The organism is Novosphingobium resinovorum (assembly GCF_027922145.1).
Lineage (GTDB): Bacteria > Pseudomonadota > Alphaproteobacteria > Sphingomonadales > Sphingomonadaceae > Novosphingobium > Novosphingobium resinovorum.
The window spans coordinates 233,267-250,253 of sequence record NZ_BSFC01000019.1 but is presented as its reverse complement, the minus strand read 5'-3'; the positions used below and the strand labels follow the sequence as shown (position 1 = coordinate 250,253).

Below are 16,987 nucleotides of genomic sequence, written 5' to 3'. Positions count from 1 at the left end.
TCTTCCCCGGCTTCCTTAACATTAACCAGTGTCCGCCGTTCTGGTGAGCAATGGCGCGGTTCGCGCGCCGTCACGCCGGAAACCAAGTTTGAAATACTTAAGGGAAAATCCGGCGTTTACGACGAATTAACCTTTAACCTTCATTGGTCATATGGTTAATACAACGCAATGTCCGCAAACGGCTGCGTCAGCCGCGGGCATCGGGGGCAAGAAGGAACCGACCCATGCGAGTGCTGCTGATCGAGGATGAACCGACCACGGCCCGGGCTATCGAGCTCATGCTGACGGCGGAAGGATTCAACGTCTACTCCACCGATCTGGGCGAGGAAGGCCTCGATCTGGGCAAGCTGTACGACTACGACATCATCCTTCTCGACCTCAACCTGCCCGACATGCACGGCTACGACGTGCTGAAGAAGCTGCGCGTCGCCAAGGTGCAGACGCCGGTGCTGATCCTGTCGGGTATCTCGGAGATGGACAGCAAGGTCCGCTCGTTCGGCTTCGGCGCGGACGACTACGTGACCAAGCCGTTCCACCGCGAGGAACTGATCGCCCGCATCCACGCCGTCGTGCGCCGCTCCAAGGGCCACTCGCAGTCGGTCATCCGCACCGGCAAGCTGGTCACCAACCTCGACGCCAAGACGGTCGAGGTCGATGGCGCCCGCGTGCACCTGACCGGCAAGGAATACGCGATGCTGGAACTGCTCTCGCTGCGCAAGGGCACCACGCTGACCAAGGAAATGTTCCTCAACCACCTCTATGGCGGCATGGACGAGCCTGAACTGAAGATCATCGACGTCTTCATCTGCAAGCTGCGCAAGAAGCTCGCGCATGCCTGCGGCGGCGCCAACTACATCGAGACGGTGTGGGGCCGCGGCTACGTCCTGCGCGATCCGGACGAGGCTGCCGAAGCGGCATAAGCCAGATTACCCTGCACCCCTTGCAGGAACCAAGGCGGCCTGCCCTCTCGAGGGGCGGGCCGTTGTTTTTTTGCCCATTCGTCGTCCCGGATCAAGTCCGGGACGACGATCATACCAGCAGCGCCACCACCGACAGCAGCGCCGCCGTCACCACGGCATTGAGCGCCATCGCGAGGCTCGCCATCGCACCAGCCGTCGCGTCCACCTGAAACGCCCGCGCAGTGCCGATCCCGTGTGCGGCAACGCCGAGGGCAAAGCCGCGCGCGCGGTAGTCACCCAGACCCAGCACATTGAGCAGCGGCGTCGCGACCATCGCGCCGAAGACGCCCGCGAACAGCACGATCACCGCCGCCAGCGCCGGGACGCCGCCAAGCTGTCCCGCCACGGCCATCGCGACGGGCGTGGTGGTCGCCCTCGGCGCGATCGACGCGAGGATCTCGCGCGGCGCGCCGAACAGCGCCAGCACGCCGACCGCGCTGACGATCGAGGTCACCGCGCCCGCACCCAGCGCCAGCACGATCGGTATGGCCAGTCGGCGAATGCGTGCCCGCTCGCGCCAGACCGGCACCGCCAGCCCGACGACCGCCGGGCCGAGCAGGAAGCTGACCGGGAAGGTCGCGGCCTTGTATGTCTCGTAGGATGTGCGGCTCGCCAGCAGCAAGGCGATCAGCACCGGCGTACTCCAGAGCACCGGATGTAGCAGCGGATGGCGGTCGCAGCGCTTCGATAGGGTGTCGAAGATCTCGAACACGCCCAGCGTGACCGTCAGCCAGAGCAGTGGCGTCGCCAGCAGTGCGGGATCGCTCACGCCTCGCCCTCCGGCGCGAACCGGGCGAAGGCCCAGCGGAATACCAGCGCCGTCACGATCAGCGTCAGCAGCGTGGAAGCCACCGTGGCCGTCACCAGCCCCACGCCGTACCGCGAAAGAACCGGGCCTTCCTCGATCAGCCCGACGGCGGCGGGGACGAACATGATGGACAGGTGCGCGGTGAGCCAGCCGGTCACCACGGTCAGCGTCGGCCGCTCGCGCGGGACCAGCGCCAGCCATCCGACCAGCAGGACCATGCCGATGACCGCGCCGGGCAGGGGCAGGCTCGTGATGCGATGGATCGCTTCGCCCGCAAGCTGGCAGGCGAGAAGGAGGAAGATGGCGCGCAGCATGACCGGGATAAAGCAGGGCGACACATGCTCGGCAATCCGCATTTCGGTCCGCCAAGTTGCGCCGCGCAACTATGCCCGATTGCGAGTCCCGCCCCCCTTGTGTATCGGCGCGCGCCATGACGGCTTACAAATCCGGCGATCCGACCACGCTCAACCGCCTCTACGGCCGCGCCAAGGGCAAACCCCTGCGCGCTGCGCAGCAGAGCCTCGTCGACGACCTGCTCCCGCGCATCTCCATGCCCGAAGACGGCCCGATCACCGCGCAGGTGCTGTTCGGCGACGATCGCCCGCTCCACTTCGAGATCGGTTTCGGCGGCGGCGAGCACATGGCGCAGCGTGCCGACATGCTACCCGACCACGGTTTCATCGGCGCTGAGCCCTTCCTCAACGGCGTGGCGCAGGCGCTTACCCACGTCAGCGGCGACAACGGCGCGCACCCGCCGATCGGCAACGTGCGCATCCATCACGGCGATGCGCTGGAAGCGCTGGCACGCATTCCGGACGGCTCGCTCTCGTTCCTCTACCTGCTGCACCCCGACCCCTGGCCCAAGGCGCGCCACGCCAAGCGCCGGATGATGAACGACGGTCCGGTCGACATGTTCGCCGCCAAGCTCAGGCCCGGCGGCGAGTTCCGCTTCGGCACCGACCACGCGATCTACTTGCGCCATGCGCTGATGGTGATGCAGCGGCATACCGAGCAGTTCGAGTGGCTATGCGAGAAGCCCGGCGACTTTCAGGTTCGCCCCGGCGGCTGGCCGCAGACGCGCTACGAGCACAAGGCGCGTACGGTTTACGGGCATGAGGTCTGGTACTTCCGGTACAGGCGGAAGTAGAAGTCCTGGGGCCATCGCCCCAGACCCGGGAACTGTCGTCGCTGCGTGTGCAGCGGCCTTGGGGGACTACGCAACCCCCTCCATTCGTCATTGCGAGCGCAGCGAAGCAACCCAGGGCAGTGTTACTCCGCGCTGGATTGCTTCGCTGCGCTCGCAATGACGAGGGTGGGGATATGCCAGCGGAATTGCGCCGCAGGCTTTATAAGTCTCCCGACGAAGCCTTGGTGGAACGACATCGCTTCGCGCACGGCCTCGACGGTATACGGGGTGCAGGGGTGGTAAACCCCTGCATTTCCCCCTTCAAACTCAGCCCGTAATCCCCGCAGCCGCCAATGCCGCCAACGTCAGCACATCCGGCGCGATCGCGGTCATCGGCACGATCTGCACCGGTTTTTCCATGCCCAGCAGCATCGGCCCGATCGAGGTCGTTCCGCCGATCTCCTTGAGCAGCTTGGCTGAGATGTTGGCCGACTGCAGGCCCGGCATGACCAGCACGTTCGCCGGAGCGGACAGGCGGCAGAACGGGTAGAGTTCCATGATCTTGGGGTTAAGCGCCGCGTCGGGGGCCATCTCGCCCTCGTACTCGAAGTCGACCTGCTGCTCGTCGAGCATGCGGATCGCCTCGCGGGTGGCGTCGAGCCACTTGCCCGCCGGATTGCCGAAGGTCGAGTAGCTGAGGAAGGCGACGCGCGGTTCGTGGCCCAGTTTGCGGGCGACGGCGGCGGTTTCCTTGGCGATGACCACCAGTTCCTCGGCGGTGGGGCGCTCGTTGATGGTGGTGTCGGCCATGAACACGGTGTGGTTCTTGCCGACCATCATGTGGATGCCGCAGGGCAGTTCGCCCTCGGCCGGGTCGAGCACGCGGCGCACTTCCTTCATCGACTGCGCGAAGGGCCGGGTCATGCCCGTCACCATCGCATCGCCGACGCCCAGCTTAAGCAGGCCGGAGGCGAAGATGTTGCGGTCGGTGTTGCACATGCGCTGCACGTCGCGCTTCAGGAAGCCGCGGCGCTGCAGGCGGTCGTAGAGCATCTCCACCATCGGCTGGACGTGCTCGGACACCATCGAGTTCTCGATGTGGAAGCTCTCGGGGTTGGGCACGCCGAGGTCCGCCATCCGGTCGAGGATGGTCTGGGTGCGGCCGACGAGGATCGGTTCGCCATAGCCGAAGTCGCGGTACTGGATCGCGGCGCGCAGGACGACTTCGTTGTCGGCCTCGGCGAAGATCACGCGCTTGGGGTTGGCCTTCAGCTGCTCGTAGACGCGGGTGAGCACCGAGGTGGTCGGGTTGAGGCGGGCTTTCAGCTGGTCGCGGTAGGCCTCGAAGTCCTCGATCGGCTTCTGGGCGACGCCCGAATCCATCGCCGCCTTGGCCACGGCCATCGGCACCACTTCCATCAGGCGCGGGTCGAAAGGCGCAGGGATGATGTAGTCGCGGCCGAACTGCTGCGTCTCGCCGCCGTAGGCCGCCGCGACGTCCTCGTGGACCTGCTCGCGCGCCAGTTCGGCGATGGCAGTGGCGGCGGCGATCTTCATCTCCTCGTTGATCGCGGTCGCCCGCACGTCGAGCGCGCCGCGGAAGATGAAGGGGAAGCCGAGCACGTTGTTGACCTGGTTCGGATAGTCCGAACGGCCGGTGGCGACGATCGCGTCGGGGCGCACTGCCTTGGCGTCGGGCGGGGTGATCTCCGGGTCCGGGTTGGCCATCGCGAAGATGATCGGCTCGGGCGCCATCGACTTGACCATCTCGGGCGTGATCGCGCCCTTGGCCGAGAGGCCGAGGACGACGTCGGCGCCTTCGAGCGCTTCGGTCAGGGTGCGCTTGTCGGTCATCACCGCGTGGGTGGACTTGAACTGGTCCACGCGCTCGCGGCCCGGATAGATGACGCCGCGCGTGTCGCACACCAGCACGTTCTCATGCTTCACGCCCATCGACTTGATGAGCGAGGTGCAGGCCAGCGCCGAGGCGCCCGCGCCGTTCACCACGACCTTGATCTCGTCCAGCTTGCGGCCGGTGATGAGGCAGGCGTTGATGAGGCCGGCCGCCGCGATGATCGCGGTGCCGTGCTGGTCGTCGTGCATGACCGGGATGTTCATGCGTTCGCGCAAGGTCTGCTCAATGATGAAGCATTCCGGCGCCTTGATGTCTTCAAGGTTGATGCCGCCGAAGCTGGGTTCCATCATCGCGATGGCCTCGATCAGCGCGTCGGTGTCCTCGCTGGCGAGCTCGATGTCGATCGAATCGACGTCGGCGAAGCGCTTGAACAGCACCGCCTTGCCTTCCATCACCGGCTTCGATGCCAGCGCGCCGAGGTTGCCCATGCCCAGGATCGCGGTGCCGTTCGAGATCACGGCCACGAGGTTGCCCTTGGCGGTGTAGTCGTAGGCGGTGGCGGGATCGTCGGCTATGGCCTGCACCGGCACGGCGACGCCCGGCGAATACGCGAGGCTGAGGTCGCGCTGGGTGGCCATCGGCTTGGAGGCGATGATCTCGATCTTACCCGGGCGCTGGGTCTGGTGGTAGAACAGCGCCTCGCGATCGGTGAACTGGACCTTGGACTTATCGGACAAAGCTTGATCTCCCCAGATTTGCCAGAGGCCCTAACGGATGAAATCGCGACGCGATAGGGGAAAGGATGTCCCACCCCGCTTCCCAAAATGACAGGTGCGCCGCTAACGCTGCTGGCATGACTTCCGGCGCGACTCCGATGATGGCGCAGTACCTTGCGCTGCGCGAAGAGGCAGGTGACTGCCTGCTGTTCTATCGCATGGGCGACTTCTTCGAACTGTTCTTCGAGGACGCGAAGACGGCGAGCCAGGTGCTCGACATCGCACTGACCACGCGCGGCGAGCATCTGGGCCAGCCGATTCCGATGTGCGGGGTGCCGGTGCACGCGGCCGAGGGCTACCTCGCGCGGCTCATCAAGGCAGGCTGCCGCGTCGCCATCGCCGAGCAGACCGAGACCCCCGCCGAAGCCAAGGAACGCGCCCGCAGGGAAGGTCGCGCCTCCAAGTCGCTGGTCGCGCGCGGCATCGTGCGCTTCGTCACGGCGGGCACGCTGACCGAGGAATCGCTGCTCGAGCCGCGCCGCGCCAATGTGCTGGCGGCCGCGTGCGAGGTTCGCGGGATCGTCGGCATCGCGGCCTGCGACATCTCCACCGGCCGCATGGAACTGGAAGAGTGCGCGCCCGAGCGGCTGGCGGCGGCGATGGCCCGGCTGGGCGCGAGCGAGCTGGTGGTGCCTGAGGGCTGGGATCAGGCTCCCGATGGTGCCATCGGGCGCGGCGGCCACGAATTCTCCTCCGACGGCGGCGAGGAGCGGCTGAAGCTGGTTCACGGCGTAGCCACGCTCGACGGCTTCGGGGCCTTCACGCGGGCGATGCTCGCGGCTGCGGGGGGGCTCATCGCCTATCTCGACCATGTCGGGCGGGGCAAGCTGCCGCTGCTGCTCCCGCCCGAGGCGCGCGCGAGTGACGCCGCGCTGGCGATGGACGAAGCCACGCGCGCCAGCCTCGAAATCCTCGAAGCCTCAAGCGGCGGACGCAAGGGCAGCCTGATCGACGCGATCGACCGCTGCGTCACCGGCGCGGGCGCGCGCCAGCTGGCCGACGACCTCTCGGCCCCGCTGACCGACCGCATGGCGATCGCCGAGCGGCTGGAACTGGTCGAATGGCTCCACGGCGATGCGCTGCTGCGCGAGGACATGCGCGCCGCGCTGCGGGCACTGCCCGACGTGGGCCGCGCGCTGGGCCGCGTGGTGGCGGGGCGCGGTTCTCCGCGCGATCTCGGCCAGCTGCGGGATGGCCTGAGCGGCGCGCGTCGGATCGCCGACCGGCTGGGGCAGATGGATGACGTGCCGGTGCTGCTGGACCGGGTGCTGCCCGATCTTGGCGGGCATGGCGCACTGGTCGATCACTTCTCGCGCGCGCTGGTGGAGACGCCTCCGACCGAACGCGGGCAGGGCGGCTACATCGCCAGCGGCTACGACGCCTCGCTCGATGAACTGCGCTTGATGTCGGGCAATGCCCGCCGTGCCATCGCTGCGCTGGAGGCGAAGTACCGCGAGGAAACCGGCGTCGCCTCGCTCAAGATCAAGCACAATAACGTGCTCGGCTACTTCATCGAGGTTGCACAGCGCCACGCCGACAAGCTGATGGAGCCGGACAGCGGCTTCTCGCACCGCCAGACGATGGCGGGCGCGATGCGCTTCAACGCGCTGGCGCTGCATGAGGAAGCCGCGCGCATCACCGAGGCAGGCGGCCATGCCCTCGTGGCGGAGGACGCACATTTCGAGACGCTGGTGGCCGAGGCCGTCGCCGCGCGGCGGGAGATCGCCCGCACCGCCGCCGCGCTGGCCCGCATCGATGTTGCCGCCGGTCAGGCCGAACGCGCCGCCGAGGGCAACTGGACGCGCCCGCAAGTGGTCGATGGCCTTGCGCTGGAGATCGAGGGCGGGCGGCATCCGGTGGTCGAGGCAGCTCTTAAGGCGCAGGGCGAGCGCTTCGTGGCGAACGACTGCCGCCTCGCCAGCCATGACCGGCTGTGGCTGATCGGCGGCCCGAACATGGGCGGTAAATCCACCTTCCTGCGCCAGAACGCGCTGATCGTGCTGCTCGCGCAGGCAGGCGGCTTCGTGCCCGCCAAGGCGGCGCGGATCGGCATGGTCGACCGCCTGTTCAGCCGCGTCGGCGCTTCGGACAACCTCGCGCGGGGGCGTTCGACCTTCATGGTCGAGATGGTGGAGACCGCCGCCATCCTCGCGCAGGCAAGCGAGCGCAGCTTCGTGATCCTCGACGAAGTCGGGCGCGGCACGTCAACCTATGACGGCCTCGCGCTGGCGTGGGCGGTCGCCGAGGCGGTGCACGAAACCAACCGCTGTCGCTGCCTATTCGCCACGCACTATCACGAGATGGCGCGGCTGGCGGAGACCTGCGAGGCGCTCTCACTCCACCACGTCCGCGCGCGCGAGTGGAAGGGCGATCTCGTCCTCCTCCACGAACTGGCCGAGGGTCCGGCGGACCGCAGCTACGGTCTTGCCGTAGCACGGCTGGCGGGCGTTCCGCCCAAGGTGATCAGCCGGGCGAAGTCGGTGCTGGAGAAGCTGGAAAAGGGCCGAGCCGAAACCGGCGGCCTTGCCGCGGGCCTCGGCGACCTGCCGCTGTTCGCTGCCGCCGAGGCGACCCGCGAGGAAGAGTGCGACACCTTGCGCGACAAGCTGCGTGACATGGACGTGGATGCGCTGTCTCCGCGCGATGCGCTAGAAATCCTCTACGACCTCAAGCGCGAGGCAGGCACCGAGGGCTGAGGCTCTCATTCGTCATTGCGAGCGCAGCGAAGCAATCCAGGGCGGTTCAAGACTGCCCTGGATTGCTTCGCTGCGCTCGCAATGACGGAGGTAGGGTATCTTAACCTGTAGACGCTAATGCAGGCTCATGTTCGGCACCAAGATCACGCATGTTTTCCGGAGTCGCTGGCACGCGTTGATGTGGTCGGCCGGGGTGCTGGCGACGGCCTATTGCTCGATCCCGACGCCTGACAATGGCAATACGAACACCGACCAGGCCCAGCAGGCGAAAGCCGATGCCGAGCAGGCGGCTCAGGCACACCAGATTGTCGCGGCGTGGTCGAACGCTACGGGCGGGAAATAGCCGCGCTCACGAATCGTCGTCGCTGAATTCCGGATCGGCCGCATTGTCCTTGCCGTAGCGGCTTTCGAGATCGTCCATCGTTTCCTCGCCGTCATAGGCGGACATGTCGATGGTGCCGCTGGTGTCCATCTGGTTCATGTGATCGACGATGTCTTGAACGTCGTCCTCACCCTGAATACCGCCCTTGGCCTTGTCGCTGTAGCCGAGGCCCTTGGCACCGCGCGCCTGCGCCTGTTCGGCGATGGTCTGTGCCTGCGCGGCTTCGTCTTCCTGCTCGTCGTTCACCGTTTCCGGGGCGAGGTCGTCGGGGCGGTCGGTCATTTTGGGATTCTCCTTCGTCTGGTGAAACGGGTAGGAGAACGGGGAGGTTCCAAAGAGGAATCTGGGGTCATCGCCCCAGACCCCCGAACTGTCGTCGTTGCGCGCGCGGCCGCGTCAGTGAGTGACGCAGCTACGCGCGTGATCTCGACAGTTTACGGGGTGCAGGGGTGGTAAACCCCTGCGTTATCCCTTTTGCAGATTACCGCGAAGGAACCGGCGTCTCACCGGAATAATCGTAGAACCCCTTACCCGACTTGCGGCCGTACCAGCCTGCTTCGACGTACTTCTGCAGCAGCGGCGCGGGGCGGTATTTCGGGTCGCCGGTGGTCGAGTGGAAGACCTTCATGATCTCGAGCAGGGTGTCGAGGCCGACGAAGTCCGCCAGCGTCAGCGGTCCCATCGGGTGATTGAGGCCGATCTTGCAGCCTGCGTCGATATCCTCGACCGAGCCGATGCCGGCGCCGAGCACGAAGATCGCTTCGTTCAGCATTGGGCACAGGATGCGGTTGACAACGAAGCCGGGTTCGTCGCCCGCGAGCACCACGGTCTTGCCGAGTTTTTCGCCGAACGCCTTCATGCGGTCGATGGTGTCCTGCGAGGTGGCGAGGCCGGGGATCACTTCGACCAGGCCCATCAGCGGGACCGGGTTGAAGAAGTGCAGGCCGCAGAAGCGCGCGGCGTCGGGCGAGCTGGCGGCCATGCGGGTGATCGGGATCGAGCTGGTGTTGGACGCCATGATGGCGCCCGCGCCGAGCACCTTGCCGGCGGCTTCGAAGATCTTGTGCTTGATGTCCTCGCGCTCGGTGGCGGCTTCGATGATGAGGTCGCAGCCCGACATTGCGGAGTAGTCGGCAGCGGGGGTGATGCGGGCGAGCAGCGCGTCGGCGTCAGCCTGGCTGATCTTTTCCTTGGCGACCAGCTTGGCCAGGCCCTTGGCGATGCCGGCCTTGCCCTTTTCGGCGTTCTCGAGGCTGACGTCCGTGAGGATCACGTCCATGCCCTTGCTCGCCACGGTCTGGGCGATGCCCGACCCCATGATGCCTGCGCCGATGATGCCGACTGACTGCACTGCCAAACTCCTCTGTCGTTTAACCGGGCGCTTAACACCTCGGGATCGCGGAGGGAACCTAGCGGTTTTGTCCCGGCACCCAAAGCACGTCATCGGCGCCGTCGCGATTGACCGCACGGGCGAGGACGAAGAGGTAGTCGCTCAGCCGGTTGAGATAGCCGAGCGCGGCGGGGTTGACGGCATCGGTCGCGGCGAGCGCGGTGGCGCGGCGTTCGGCGGCGCGGGCGGAGGCGCGGGCGACGTGCACGCGCGCGGCGGCCTCGCTCCCGCCGGGCAGGATGAAGCTGCGCAAGGGGGAAAGGTTTTCGTTGATCGCGTCGATGGCATTTTCGAGCCAGACGACTTGTGCGGGGACGATGCGCAGGGTCATCTCGCCGGGGGTGAAGTCCTCCCCCGGTGTGGCGAGGTCGGCGCCCAGATCGAACATGTCGTTCTGGATGTGCGTGAGCGTGTGGGCATGTTGAGTGCCGCTGAGTGCCGCTATGGCCACCCCTATCGCGCAGTTCGTCTCATCCACGGCACCGATCGCCTCCATGCGCGCGGCGTGCTTGGGCAGGCGCGAGCCATCGACGAGGCCGGTGGTGCCGTCGTCGCCGGTGCGGGTGTAGATCTTGTTGAGCCGGACCATGGATCAGCGCGCCATCGCCAAGAGCAGCGCACAGACCACCACGGCGGCGGCCTGATACTTGATGCGGTTGAACATCATCTTGTTCTGCAGCAACTGGTTAGCCGTCGGTCCGGTGCCGTTAGGGTCGCTGTTCAGATCATCGCGGGTGCTGTTCATGAAGGCCACGATGCCGCGCACGAGGCTGACGACGACCATGATCACCAGCACGATGATGACGGGGACGAGAATGTAGCTCATGGCGCCTGATGTACGCCCTGTGACAGCGAAAGGCCAGCGGGGAAGCGCCCTTCGCGCAGTGCCATGGCGATGGCGCGGCCGTCCTCTCCGGCGCGGCGGCGGTCGCCGAGCGAGGGGGAGCCGCGCCGTTTGGCGAGCTTGCGGCCATCGGGCTCGATCAGCAGCGGATGGTGGAGCCAGGTCGGCACGGGAAGGCCAAGCAGGGCCTGCAGCAGCCGGTGGACGTGGCTGGCCGGGAACAGGTCCATGCCGCGGGTAACGAGGGTTACGCCATCCGTCGCATCATCCAGCGTGGCGGCGAGATGGTAGCTGGCGGGAAGGTCCTTGCGCAGCAGTACGACATCGCCGAAAATCTGCGGGGTGGCGGCCTGCGATCCGGCGCCTTCGTCCCGCCATTCGAGCGGGCCGGTGAGTGTCATCGCCTTGGTTACGTCGAGGCGCCATGCGGCATTCTCGGGATCGACTTCCCGGCGTCGGCAGGTTCCCGGATACACCGGGCCGTCTGGTCCGACCTGCGTGGCGGCGGCGGCGATTTCGGCGCGGGTGCAGGTGCAGCGGTAGAGCAGGTCCATCGCCTTCAACTGCTCTCCGGCGGAGGCATGACTGGCCAGCCGGTGGGACTGGAACACCGCCTCGCCGTCCCATTCGAGGCCCAGCCATGCGAGATCGCGGAAGAATTCCTCCACGAACTCCGGGCGACTGCGTTCGCCATCGATGTCCTCGATGCGCAGGATGAATTCGCCGCCGCGCGCCTTTGCCGTGTCGTGCGCGACGATCGCGGCATAGGCATGGCCGAGGTGCAGCGGGCCGTTGGGGCTGGGGGCGAAGCGGGTGCGCATCGGCTTTGTCCTAGCGTTCGCCGTGCCATCCGCAAACATCCCTGTGGATTGCGGAAGGCCCTCGCGAATCCGCCATCTTGACGCGGACTCCGTCAAGTGCTGGAACTAACGCATGGACTGCCATCAAACCGCAATCCCGGCCTGCGACAGGAGGCCATGCTCAAGTCGGAGCTGATCGAGCGCGCGGCCCGGTTCCGCAGCGCGGAGGGTGATCCCTCCCGAAGTCTTTCCGACTGTCCTGCTCTCGTGCTGAATGCGGATTACACGCCGCTTTCCTACTATCCGCTCAGCCTCTGGCCCTGGCAGACCGCGATCAAGGCGGTGGTGCTGGAGCGGGTCGATATCGTCTCCAGCTACGAACGCGCGGTGCATTCGCCCAACTGGACGATGCAGATTCCCTCGGTCATCGCGCTGCGCCAGTATGTGAAACCGAGCGAATTTCCCGCTTTCACCCGCTTCAACCTGTTCCTGCGTGACCGGTTCTCCTGTCAGTACTGCGGCAGCCCGCATAATCTCACTTTCGACCATGTCGTTCCGCGTCGTCTGGGCGGGCGGACGAGCTGGGAGAACATCCTGACCGCTTGTGCCCCCTGCAATCTCAAGAAGGGTGGGCGCACGCCCAAGCAGGCGAACATGCCGCCGCTGGTGCCACCGATCCGCCCGACCAGCTGGCAGTTGCAGGAGCGCGGGCGCGGGTTCCCTCCCAACTATCTGCACGAAACCTGGCGCGACTGGCTCTACTGGGATATCGAACTGGAAGAATAAGGCTTCAGAAGCCGAGCATTTCCGGTCGGAACAGCCGCCGCCGCGATACGCGTTTGCCTGAAAGCATGAACACTCCGTCGCCGACGTAGTGCAGGTATTCCGGCTGTTTTGGCGCAGGACGCGCGCTGATGTGCGTTACTTCCAGAATGAACAGGTTGTAGCGCTCTATCGCGCGGTCGTCCCGCAACCGACATTCCAGCTGCGCGTGGCATTGCGGCAGTACCGGGGCATTGACGTCCTGCGCTTCAGCCTTTTCGAGGCCGAATGCGGCGAATTTGTCGATTTCCTCGCCGGAGGAATTGCCGACGCGCACTACGGCATCGAGCATGTCGCCGGTGGGAACGTTGAGAACGCACTGGCCTGAGGCGCAAAGCATGTCGAAGCTTCGGCATCCGCGTGAAACGATGCAGCTGATCATCGACGGCGTGCGTTCGAGGACCTGGTGCCAACCCACCGTCATGACATTGTCGTTCCCCGCGTGGCGGGTGGTCAGCAGGACCACCGGCCCGGGTTCGAGGAACTGGCGGGCACGAGAGGCGGGGATGCTTTCGAAGCGCTCTGCTGCAAGCAAGGGCGATGTGGCCAAGATCGGGGGCTCCTGTCGCTGGAGTGGCCCTTGCTCAGCGAATTACATCCATTTCGGTTTCTTTTTACTGCGATGAACCGTTCAGTGGATGGTTTCAGCTGTTGCAGGCTGCTCGTCGATCCCGGCATCGACGGCCGCGGCGACCGCCACGTCCATGGTGACATTGCCGATCGTCCGCATCAGGTCGGGCAGGACTTCCACTGCGACCAGGACGCCCAGCGGCCAGAGCGGCACGCCCATGGCTGCCGCGATCGGTCCGATCGATGACACGAAGCTGATCGTGCCAGGCAGCGAGACGGCGCCGAAGGTGGTCGCGAAGGCCACGAAGGCGCCGGCAGCGAGTGCTCCGGTCGTGAGTTCCAGTCCTGCTAGCTTTGCCGCATAGACCGCCACGGCCATATTCATCGCCGGGCCGGTGGCGCGAAAAAGCGTGACGGCGAGCGGCAGCACGAACTCCGCAGTCGTCGACGAGACACCCAGCTTACGGCTCGACGCCAGCATGGCTGGCACGGTCGCGATCGAGGACTGGGTGGAAATGGCGACGACCTGTGCAGGCAGCATCGCGGCCGCGAAGGCGGGCAGGCTGCGCTTGCCGCCGATCACCGCGATCACGTAGCCCGCGATCATCACGACCGTTCCCACCGCGACGACAAGCAGGATGTAGTGCGCCAGTGCGCCCAAGGCCGCGCCGCCGCTGCGTACGCCCAGTGTCAGGCCAAGCGCGAAGACGCCGATCGGGGCAAGCATCAGCACCCACCCGATCACGACCATCATCGCACCCGCCAGCGCCTCGAACAGCACGGCAAGCGCGCGTCGGGGCTCGTCGGCGAGGCGCGTGGAGGCCAGTGCGAAGAGGCCGACGAAGACGATTACCGGCAGCATGGCGCTTGCCGCTGCCGCCGAGATCACGTTGTCGGGCAGCAGGGATGCGAGGAATTCCGAGATTCCCGGCACTTTGCCCGGATCTGCGCCGTGCGGGAAGCTGACCCCGGCGGGCACCGGAAACAGTTCGAGCAGCAGCGGCATCGCCACCGCGCCCAGGATCGCGCTGAACGCCAGGAAGCCGACGATGATACCCAGCGTGCGGCGCGCCATGGCGCCTGCGCGGGCGGCGGCGACGGTCTCGACGATGCCGGAGAACAACAGCCCGGCGACCAGCGGCAGGATCGTCATCTGCAGGCCCTGCAGCCACAGTGAGCCGATCGGACCTGTCACTTTCAGCGCGGTATCCGCAATCGGCTTTCCTGCGATCAACAGCCCGATGACCAGTCCGGCCACGAGGCCGATCAGGGTCAGCGCGCCGGGCACGCGGATTTCGGGGATGCGCGAGGCGCCGGAGGGAGCGGGATCGGGGGACGTCATGCGGCTCGACAAATAGGCGGGGGCGATGCGGTTGGCAATTTGGCGTTGCTCAACTCCGCAGTGAGGGCAAGAATCGCCATTCGACGGAATTCTAAACTGGCTGTAAGGCAGCGTTCAGAGGGCGGTAACGCCTCCGGTTGCACAGCGCAGGCGAGAGATTCGAATCTTGCGCGCAAGAGGACAGGTAATGGGTAAGCAGTTCTTCGGCACCGACGGCATCCGCGGCCGCACTAATCAGGGGGCGATGACCGCTGCCATGGCCATGAAGGTCGGGCAGGCCGCCGGCGCGCGCTTCCTGCGCGGCACGCACCGCCACCGGGTGGTGATCGGCAAGGATACCCGTCTGTCGGGCTACATGCTGGAGAACGCGATGGTCGCGGGCTTCACCAGCGTCGGCATGGACGTCGTGCTGCTCGGCCCGATGCCGACCCCTGCCGTCGCCCTGCTGACTCGTGAACTGCGCGCGGACGTGGGCGTGATGATCTCGGCCAGCCATAATCCCTACGAGGACAACGGTATCAAGCTGTTCGGTCCCGACGGCTTCAAGCTCTCCGACGAGGACGAGCTGGCGATCGAGGCGATGCTGGTGGGCGAGGACCTTGCCCTTGCCGCCTCGCCCGAGATCGGCCGTGCCCGCCGCGTGGAGGACGCGCGTGGGCGTTATATCCACGCGGTGAAGGCCTCGCTGCCGAGCACTGTTCGGCTCGACGGGCTCAAGATCGCGGTCGATTGCGCCAATGGCGCGGCCTATCAGGTCGCTCCATCCGCCTTCTGGGAACTGGGCGCCGAGATCGTCGCGGTTGGCGTCACGCCCAACGGCAAGAACATCAACGAGCGCTGCGGCTCCACGCATGTGGAGCTGCTGCAGGAAACCGTGGTGTCTTCCGGCGCCGACATCGGCATTGCGCTGGACGGGGATGCGGATCGGTTGATCGTCGTGGACGAGAAGGGCCAGACGGTCGACGGCGACCAGATAATGGCGCTGATCGGCAGTCAGCTGGCCGCGCGCGGGGAACTGCGCGGCGGCGGCGTGGTGGCGACGGTCATGTCCAACCTCGGCCTCGAGCGTTACCTGAGCGGTCAGGGCCTTTCGCTGGAGCGTACCGCCGTCGGCGATCGCCATGTGCTGGAGCGTATGCGCTCGGGTGGTTTCAACGTGGGCGGTGAACAATCCGGCCACATGATCCTGCTCGACCATGCCACTACCGGCGATGGCACCGTCGCGGCGCTGCAGGTCCTTTCCGCGCTCGTCCAGTCGGGCAAGCGGGCGAGCGAACTGCTGCACCTCTTCGACCCTGTGCCCCAACTGTTGCGCAACGTGCGCTTCGGAGGCGGCAAGCCTCTGGAGGCCGCCAGCGTCAAGGCGGCGATCGCCGATGCCGAGGCCTCGCTCGATGGGCGCGGCCGCCTCGTGATCCGTCCGTCCGGCACCGAGCCGGTGATCCGCGTCATGGCCGAGGGCGATGATGCGGGCGAAGTGGAGGCCGCAGTCGCTTCGATCTGCCACGCCGTAGAGAAGGCTGCCGCCTGATGCCCCTGGAAATGCGCCCCGACTGCGAACGCTGCGGCACCGACCTCCCGGCCGAGGCGCCCGGCGCGTTCATCTGCTCGTTCGAGTGCACCTATTGCGCCGAATGTGCCGATGCGCTGGACGACATGTGCCCCAACTGCGGCGGGGAACTCGTGGACCGTCCGACGCGGGCGAAGCGACACCACGATTCCGCCCCGCCGTCGAAAGTGCGGCACTATCAGGGCTGATACTCGACTCGGGGTGCGTTGAGCGGGTAAGGAGCGCGGTCATGAACCAGGCTCCTCGCATTCTTTCCATCGCCGGGTCGGACAGTTCCGGCGGTGCCGGCATCCAGGCCGACATCAAGACGATCACCCTGCTCGGCGGTTATGCCATGACCGCGATCACCGCGATCACCGCGCAGAACACCAAGGGCGTCACCGATGTTACGACTCTGTCGGCGCAGATGGTCGCCGCGCAGATCGATGCCTGCGTCAGTGATATCGGCGTCGATGCGGTGAAGATCGGCATGCTTGGCAGCGCCGAGATCGCCGGTGTCGTCGCCGATCGGCTGGACGGGCTGGGCGTGCCGGTGATCTTCGATCCGGTCATGGTCTCGACCGCCGGTTCGGTGCTGGCGGATGCGGCGACGATCGCGGCGTTCGAGCGGCTCATGGGCCTAGCCTGCCTCACCACGCCCAACTTCGACGAACTCGCCGCGCTGGGCGGGGACGCGGCTCTGGCGGCCAAGGGCATCGCCTATATTGCCAAGGGCGGCGACGCGCCGGGCGAGGTGGTGGAGGATCGGCTGGTCCTGCCGGGCCAAAAGCCGGTGGTCTGGACGGCATCGCGTGTCGATACCCGCCATACCCACGGCACCGGCTGCACCCTGTCGAGCGCCATCGCGACGTTCCTGGGGCAGGGCGCTCCGCTGGTCGAGGCGATCGAGGATGCACGGGACTTCGTGCGCGCGGCGCTGCTGGCGGCGCCGGGCTTCGGCGAAGGGCATGGGCCGATGGGGCACCACGCGGTTCGGTGATCTTGGCTTGGGGGGGCAAGGCCCACCCCGTCCGGCTAGTTCGCTGCGCTCTCAAGCCTTCCGGCCCT

The 16,987-nt window shown here is 66.5% G+C and carries 18 protein-coding genes; 8 read left to right on the top strand and 10 right to left on the bottom strand.

What is annotated here, in order from left to right; genetic code table 11:
- The first annotated feature begins 224 nt into the window (after positions 1 to 224).
- Entirely contained in the window at positions 225 to 920 is a 696-nt protein-coding gene (ctrA, locus tag PKE80_RS11130) for a response regulator transcription factor CtrA (RefSeq protein ID WP_008832472.1), read from the top strand.
- Positions 921 to 1,029: 109 nt separating this feature from the next.
- On the opposite strand, the gene PKE80_RS11125 is transcribed toward ctrA, so the two are convergent.
- Complete coding sequence (locus tag PKE80_RS11125; protein WP_271182527.1) at positions 1,030 to 1,728, bottom strand: LrgB family protein; 699 nt, start codon at positions 1,726 to 1,728, stop codon at positions 1,030 to 1,032.
- Positions 1,725 to 2,081 carry a CidA/LrgA family protein gene (locus PKE80_RS11120; protein WP_271182526.1) on the bottom strand — a complete coding sequence of 119 codons (357 nt, stop codon included), beginning with the start codon at positions 2,079 to 2,081 and terminating at the stop codon, positions 1,725 to 1,727. Before PKE80_RS11120 ends, PKE80_RS11125 begins: the two co-directional genes overlap by 4 nt.
- Before the next feature lie 116 nt (positions 2,082 to 2,197).
- Between PKE80_RS11120 and trmB the strand changes: the two genes are divergently transcribed.
- Entirely contained in the window at positions 2,198 to 2,914 is a 717-nt protein-coding gene (gene trmB / locus PKE80_RS11115) for a tRNA (guanine(46)-N(7))-methyltransferase TrmB (protein WP_271182525.1), read from the top strand.
- Between the two features lie 306 nt (positions 2,915 to 3,220).
- Here trmB and PKE80_RS11110 read toward each other — a convergent pair whose 3' ends face one another.
- Positions 3,221 to 5,485 carry an NADP-dependent malic enzyme gene (locus tag PKE80_RS11110; protein ID WP_271182524.1) on the bottom strand — a complete coding sequence of 755 codons (2,265 nt, stop codon included), beginning with the start codon at positions 5,483 to 5,485 and terminating at the stop codon, positions 3,221 to 3,223.
- A 116-nt stretch (positions 5,486 to 5,601) separates the two neighbouring features.
- On the opposite strand from PKE80_RS11110, the gene mutS reads away from it, so the two are divergent.
- Both mutS and PKE80_RS11100 read left to right on the top strand, forming a co-directional pair.
- Positions 5,602 to 8,220 carry a DNA mismatch repair protein MutS gene (mutS, locus tag PKE80_RS11105; protein WP_271182523.1) on the top strand — a complete coding sequence of 873 codons (2,619 nt, stop codon included), beginning with the start codon at positions 5,602 to 5,604 and terminating at the stop codon, positions 8,218 to 8,220.
- Positions 8,221 to 8,347: 127 nt separating this feature from the next.
- The gene (locus tag PKE80_RS11100; protein ID WP_271182522.1) at positions 8,348 to 8,563 is read left to right on the top strand and encodes a hypothetical protein; all 216 of its coding nucleotides are present in this window, start codon (positions 8,348 to 8,350) and stop codon (positions 8,561 to 8,563) included.
- Positions 8,564 to 8,569: 6 nt separating this feature from the next.
- On the opposite strand, the gene PKE80_RS11095 is transcribed toward PKE80_RS11100, so the two are convergent.
- The 5 genes from PKE80_RS11095 to gluQRS form a co-directional block, all read right to left on the bottom strand.
- On the bottom strand, positions 8,570 to 8,884 hold the full coding sequence (locus tag PKE80_RS11095; RefSeq protein ID WP_008832465.1) for a hypothetical protein: 315 nt from the start codon (positions 8,882 to 8,884) through the stop codon (positions 8,570 to 8,572).
- Positions 8,885 to 9,083: 199 nt separating this feature from the next.
- Positions 9,084 to 9,953: a 3-hydroxyacyl-CoA dehydrogenase family protein gene (locus tag PKE80_RS11090; protein ID WP_271182521.1), complete on the bottom strand. Its 870-nt coding sequence runs from the start codon at positions 9,951 to 9,953 to the stop codon at positions 9,084 to 9,086.
- Positions 9,954 to 10,011: 58 nt separating this feature from the next.
- Entirely contained in the window at positions 10,012 to 10,581 is a 570-nt protein-coding gene (locus PKE80_RS11085; RefSeq protein WP_271182520.1) for a cob(I)yrinic acid a,c-diamide adenosyltransferase, read from the bottom strand.
- Positions 10,582 to 10,584: 3 nt separating this feature from the next.
- Positions 10,585 to 10,818, bottom strand: coding sequence for an HIG1 domain-containing protein (locus PKE80_RS11080; protein ID WP_271182519.1), 234 nt, complete (start codon positions 10,816 to 10,818; stop codon positions 10,585 to 10,587).
- Positions 10,815 to 11,657: a tRNA glutamyl-Q(34) synthetase GluQRS gene (gene gluQRS / locus PKE80_RS11075; RefSeq protein ID WP_271182518.1), complete on the bottom strand. Its 843-nt coding sequence runs from the start codon at positions 11,655 to 11,657 to the stop codon at positions 10,815 to 10,817. Before gluQRS ends, PKE80_RS11080 begins: the two co-directional genes overlap by 4 nt.
- 156 nt (positions 11,658 to 11,813) lie before the next feature.
- Between gluQRS and PKE80_RS11070 the strand changes: the two genes are divergently transcribed.
- The gene (locus PKE80_RS11070) at positions 11,814 to 12,422 is read left to right on the top strand and encodes an HNH endonuclease (RefSeq protein WP_008832460.1); all 609 of its coding nucleotides are present in this window, start codon (positions 11,814 to 11,816) and stop codon (positions 12,420 to 12,422) included.
- Between the two features lie 4 nt (positions 12,423 to 12,426).
- Here the strand turns inward: PKE80_RS11070 and PKE80_RS11065 are convergent, their stop codons facing one another.
- Together PKE80_RS11065 and PKE80_RS11060 are read right to left on the bottom strand one after the other, a co-directional pair.
- Positions 12,427 to 12,924 (bottom strand): flavin reductase family protein, encoded by a 498-nt coding sequence (locus PKE80_RS11065; protein WP_271182517.1) that lies wholly within the window; start codon positions 12,922 to 12,924, stop codon positions 12,427 to 12,429.
- A gap of 165 nt (positions 12,925 to 13,089) precedes the next feature.
- Positions 13,090 to 14,370, bottom strand: coding sequence for a dicarboxylate/amino acid:cation symporter (locus tag PKE80_RS11060; protein ID WP_271182516.1), 1,281 nt, complete (start codon positions 14,368 to 14,370; stop codon positions 13,090 to 13,092).
- Positions 14,371 to 14,557: 187 nt separating this feature from the next.
- Here PKE80_RS11060 and glmM point away from each other — a divergent pair, with 187 nt between their 5' ends.
- From glmM to thiD, 3 genes are read left to right on the top strand one after another with little or no spacing between them, the layout of a single operon-like run.
- The gene (glmM, locus tag PKE80_RS11055) at positions 14,558 to 15,901 is read left to right on the top strand and encodes a phosphoglucosamine mutase (RefSeq protein WP_271182515.1); all 1,344 of its coding nucleotides are present in this window, start codon (positions 14,558 to 14,560) and stop codon (positions 15,899 to 15,901) included.
- A complete protein-coding gene (locus PKE80_RS11050) occupies positions 15,901 to 16,128 on the top strand; it encodes a DUF1272 domain-containing protein (protein WP_271182514.1) in 228 nt (75 codons plus the stop codon). Before glmM ends, PKE80_RS11050 begins: the two co-directional genes overlap by 1 nt.
- 41 nt (positions 16,129 to 16,169) lie before the next feature.
- On the top strand, positions 16,170 to 16,919 hold the full coding sequence (gene thiD / locus PKE80_RS11045) for a bifunctional hydroxymethylpyrimidine kinase/phosphomethylpyrimidine kinase (protein WP_271182513.1): 750 nt from the start codon (positions 16,170 to 16,172) through the stop codon (positions 16,917 to 16,919).
- Positions 16,920 to 16,987 lie beyond the last annotated feature (68 nt).

What these genes read in the sequence shown, in the direction of transcription:
- PKE80_RS11050 (WP_271182514.1), top strand. Translation starts at nt 15,901, where the DNA reads ATGCCCCTGGAAATGCGCCCCGACTGCGAACGCTGCGGCACCGACCTC.
- gluQRS (WP_271182518.1), bottom strand. Translation starts at nt 11,657, where the DNA reads ATGCGCACCCGCTTCGCCCCCAGCCCCAACGGCCCGCTGCACCTCGGC.
- PKE80_RS11085 (WP_271182520.1), bottom strand. Translation starts at nt 10,581, where the DNA reads ATGGTCCGGCTCAACAAGATCTACACCCGCACCGGCGACGACGGCACC.
- PKE80_RS11060 (WP_271182516.1), bottom strand. Translation starts at nt 14,370, where the DNA reads ATGACGTCCCCCGATCCCGCTCCCTCCGGCGCCTCGCGCATCCCCGAA.
- PKE80_RS11120 (WP_271182526.1), bottom strand. Translation starts at nt 2,081, where the DNA reads ATGCTGCGCGCCATCTTCCTCCTTCTCGCCTGCCAGCTTGCGGGCGAA.
- trmB (WP_271182525.1), top strand. Translation starts at nt 2,198, where the DNA reads ATGACGGCTTACAAATCCGGCGATCCGACCACGCTCAACCGCCTCTAC.
- PKE80_RS11100 (WP_271182522.1), top strand. Translation starts at nt 8,348, where the DNA reads ATGTTCGGCACCAAGATCACGCATGTTTTCCGGAGTCGCTGGCACGCG.
- ctrA (WP_008832472.1), top strand. Translation starts at nt 225, where the DNA reads ATGCGAGTGCTGCTGATCGAGGATGAACCGACCACGGCCCGGGCTATC.
- PKE80_RS11070 (WP_008832460.1), top strand. Translation starts at nt 11,814, where the DNA reads ATGCTCAAGTCGGAGCTGATCGAGCGCGCGGCCCGGTTCCGCAGCGCG.
- thiD (WP_271182513.1), top strand. Translation starts at nt 16,170, where the DNA reads ATGAACCAGGCTCCTCGCATTCTTTCCATCGCCGGGTCGGACAGTTCC.
- PKE80_RS11080 (WP_271182519.1), bottom strand. Translation starts at nt 10,818, where the DNA reads ATGAGCTACATTCTCGTCCCCGTCATCATCGTGCTGGTGATCATGGTC.
- mutS (WP_271182523.1), top strand. Translation starts at nt 5,602, where the DNA reads ATGACTTCCGGCGCGACTCCGATGATGGCGCAGTACCTTGCGCTGCGC.
- glmM (WP_271182515.1), top strand. Translation starts at nt 14,558, where the DNA reads ATGGGTAAGCAGTTCTTCGGCACCGACGGCATCCGCGGCCGCACTAAT.
- PKE80_RS11095 (WP_008832465.1), bottom strand. Translation starts at nt 8,884, where the DNA reads ATGACCGACCGCCCCGACGACCTCGCCCCGGAAACGGTGAACGACGAG.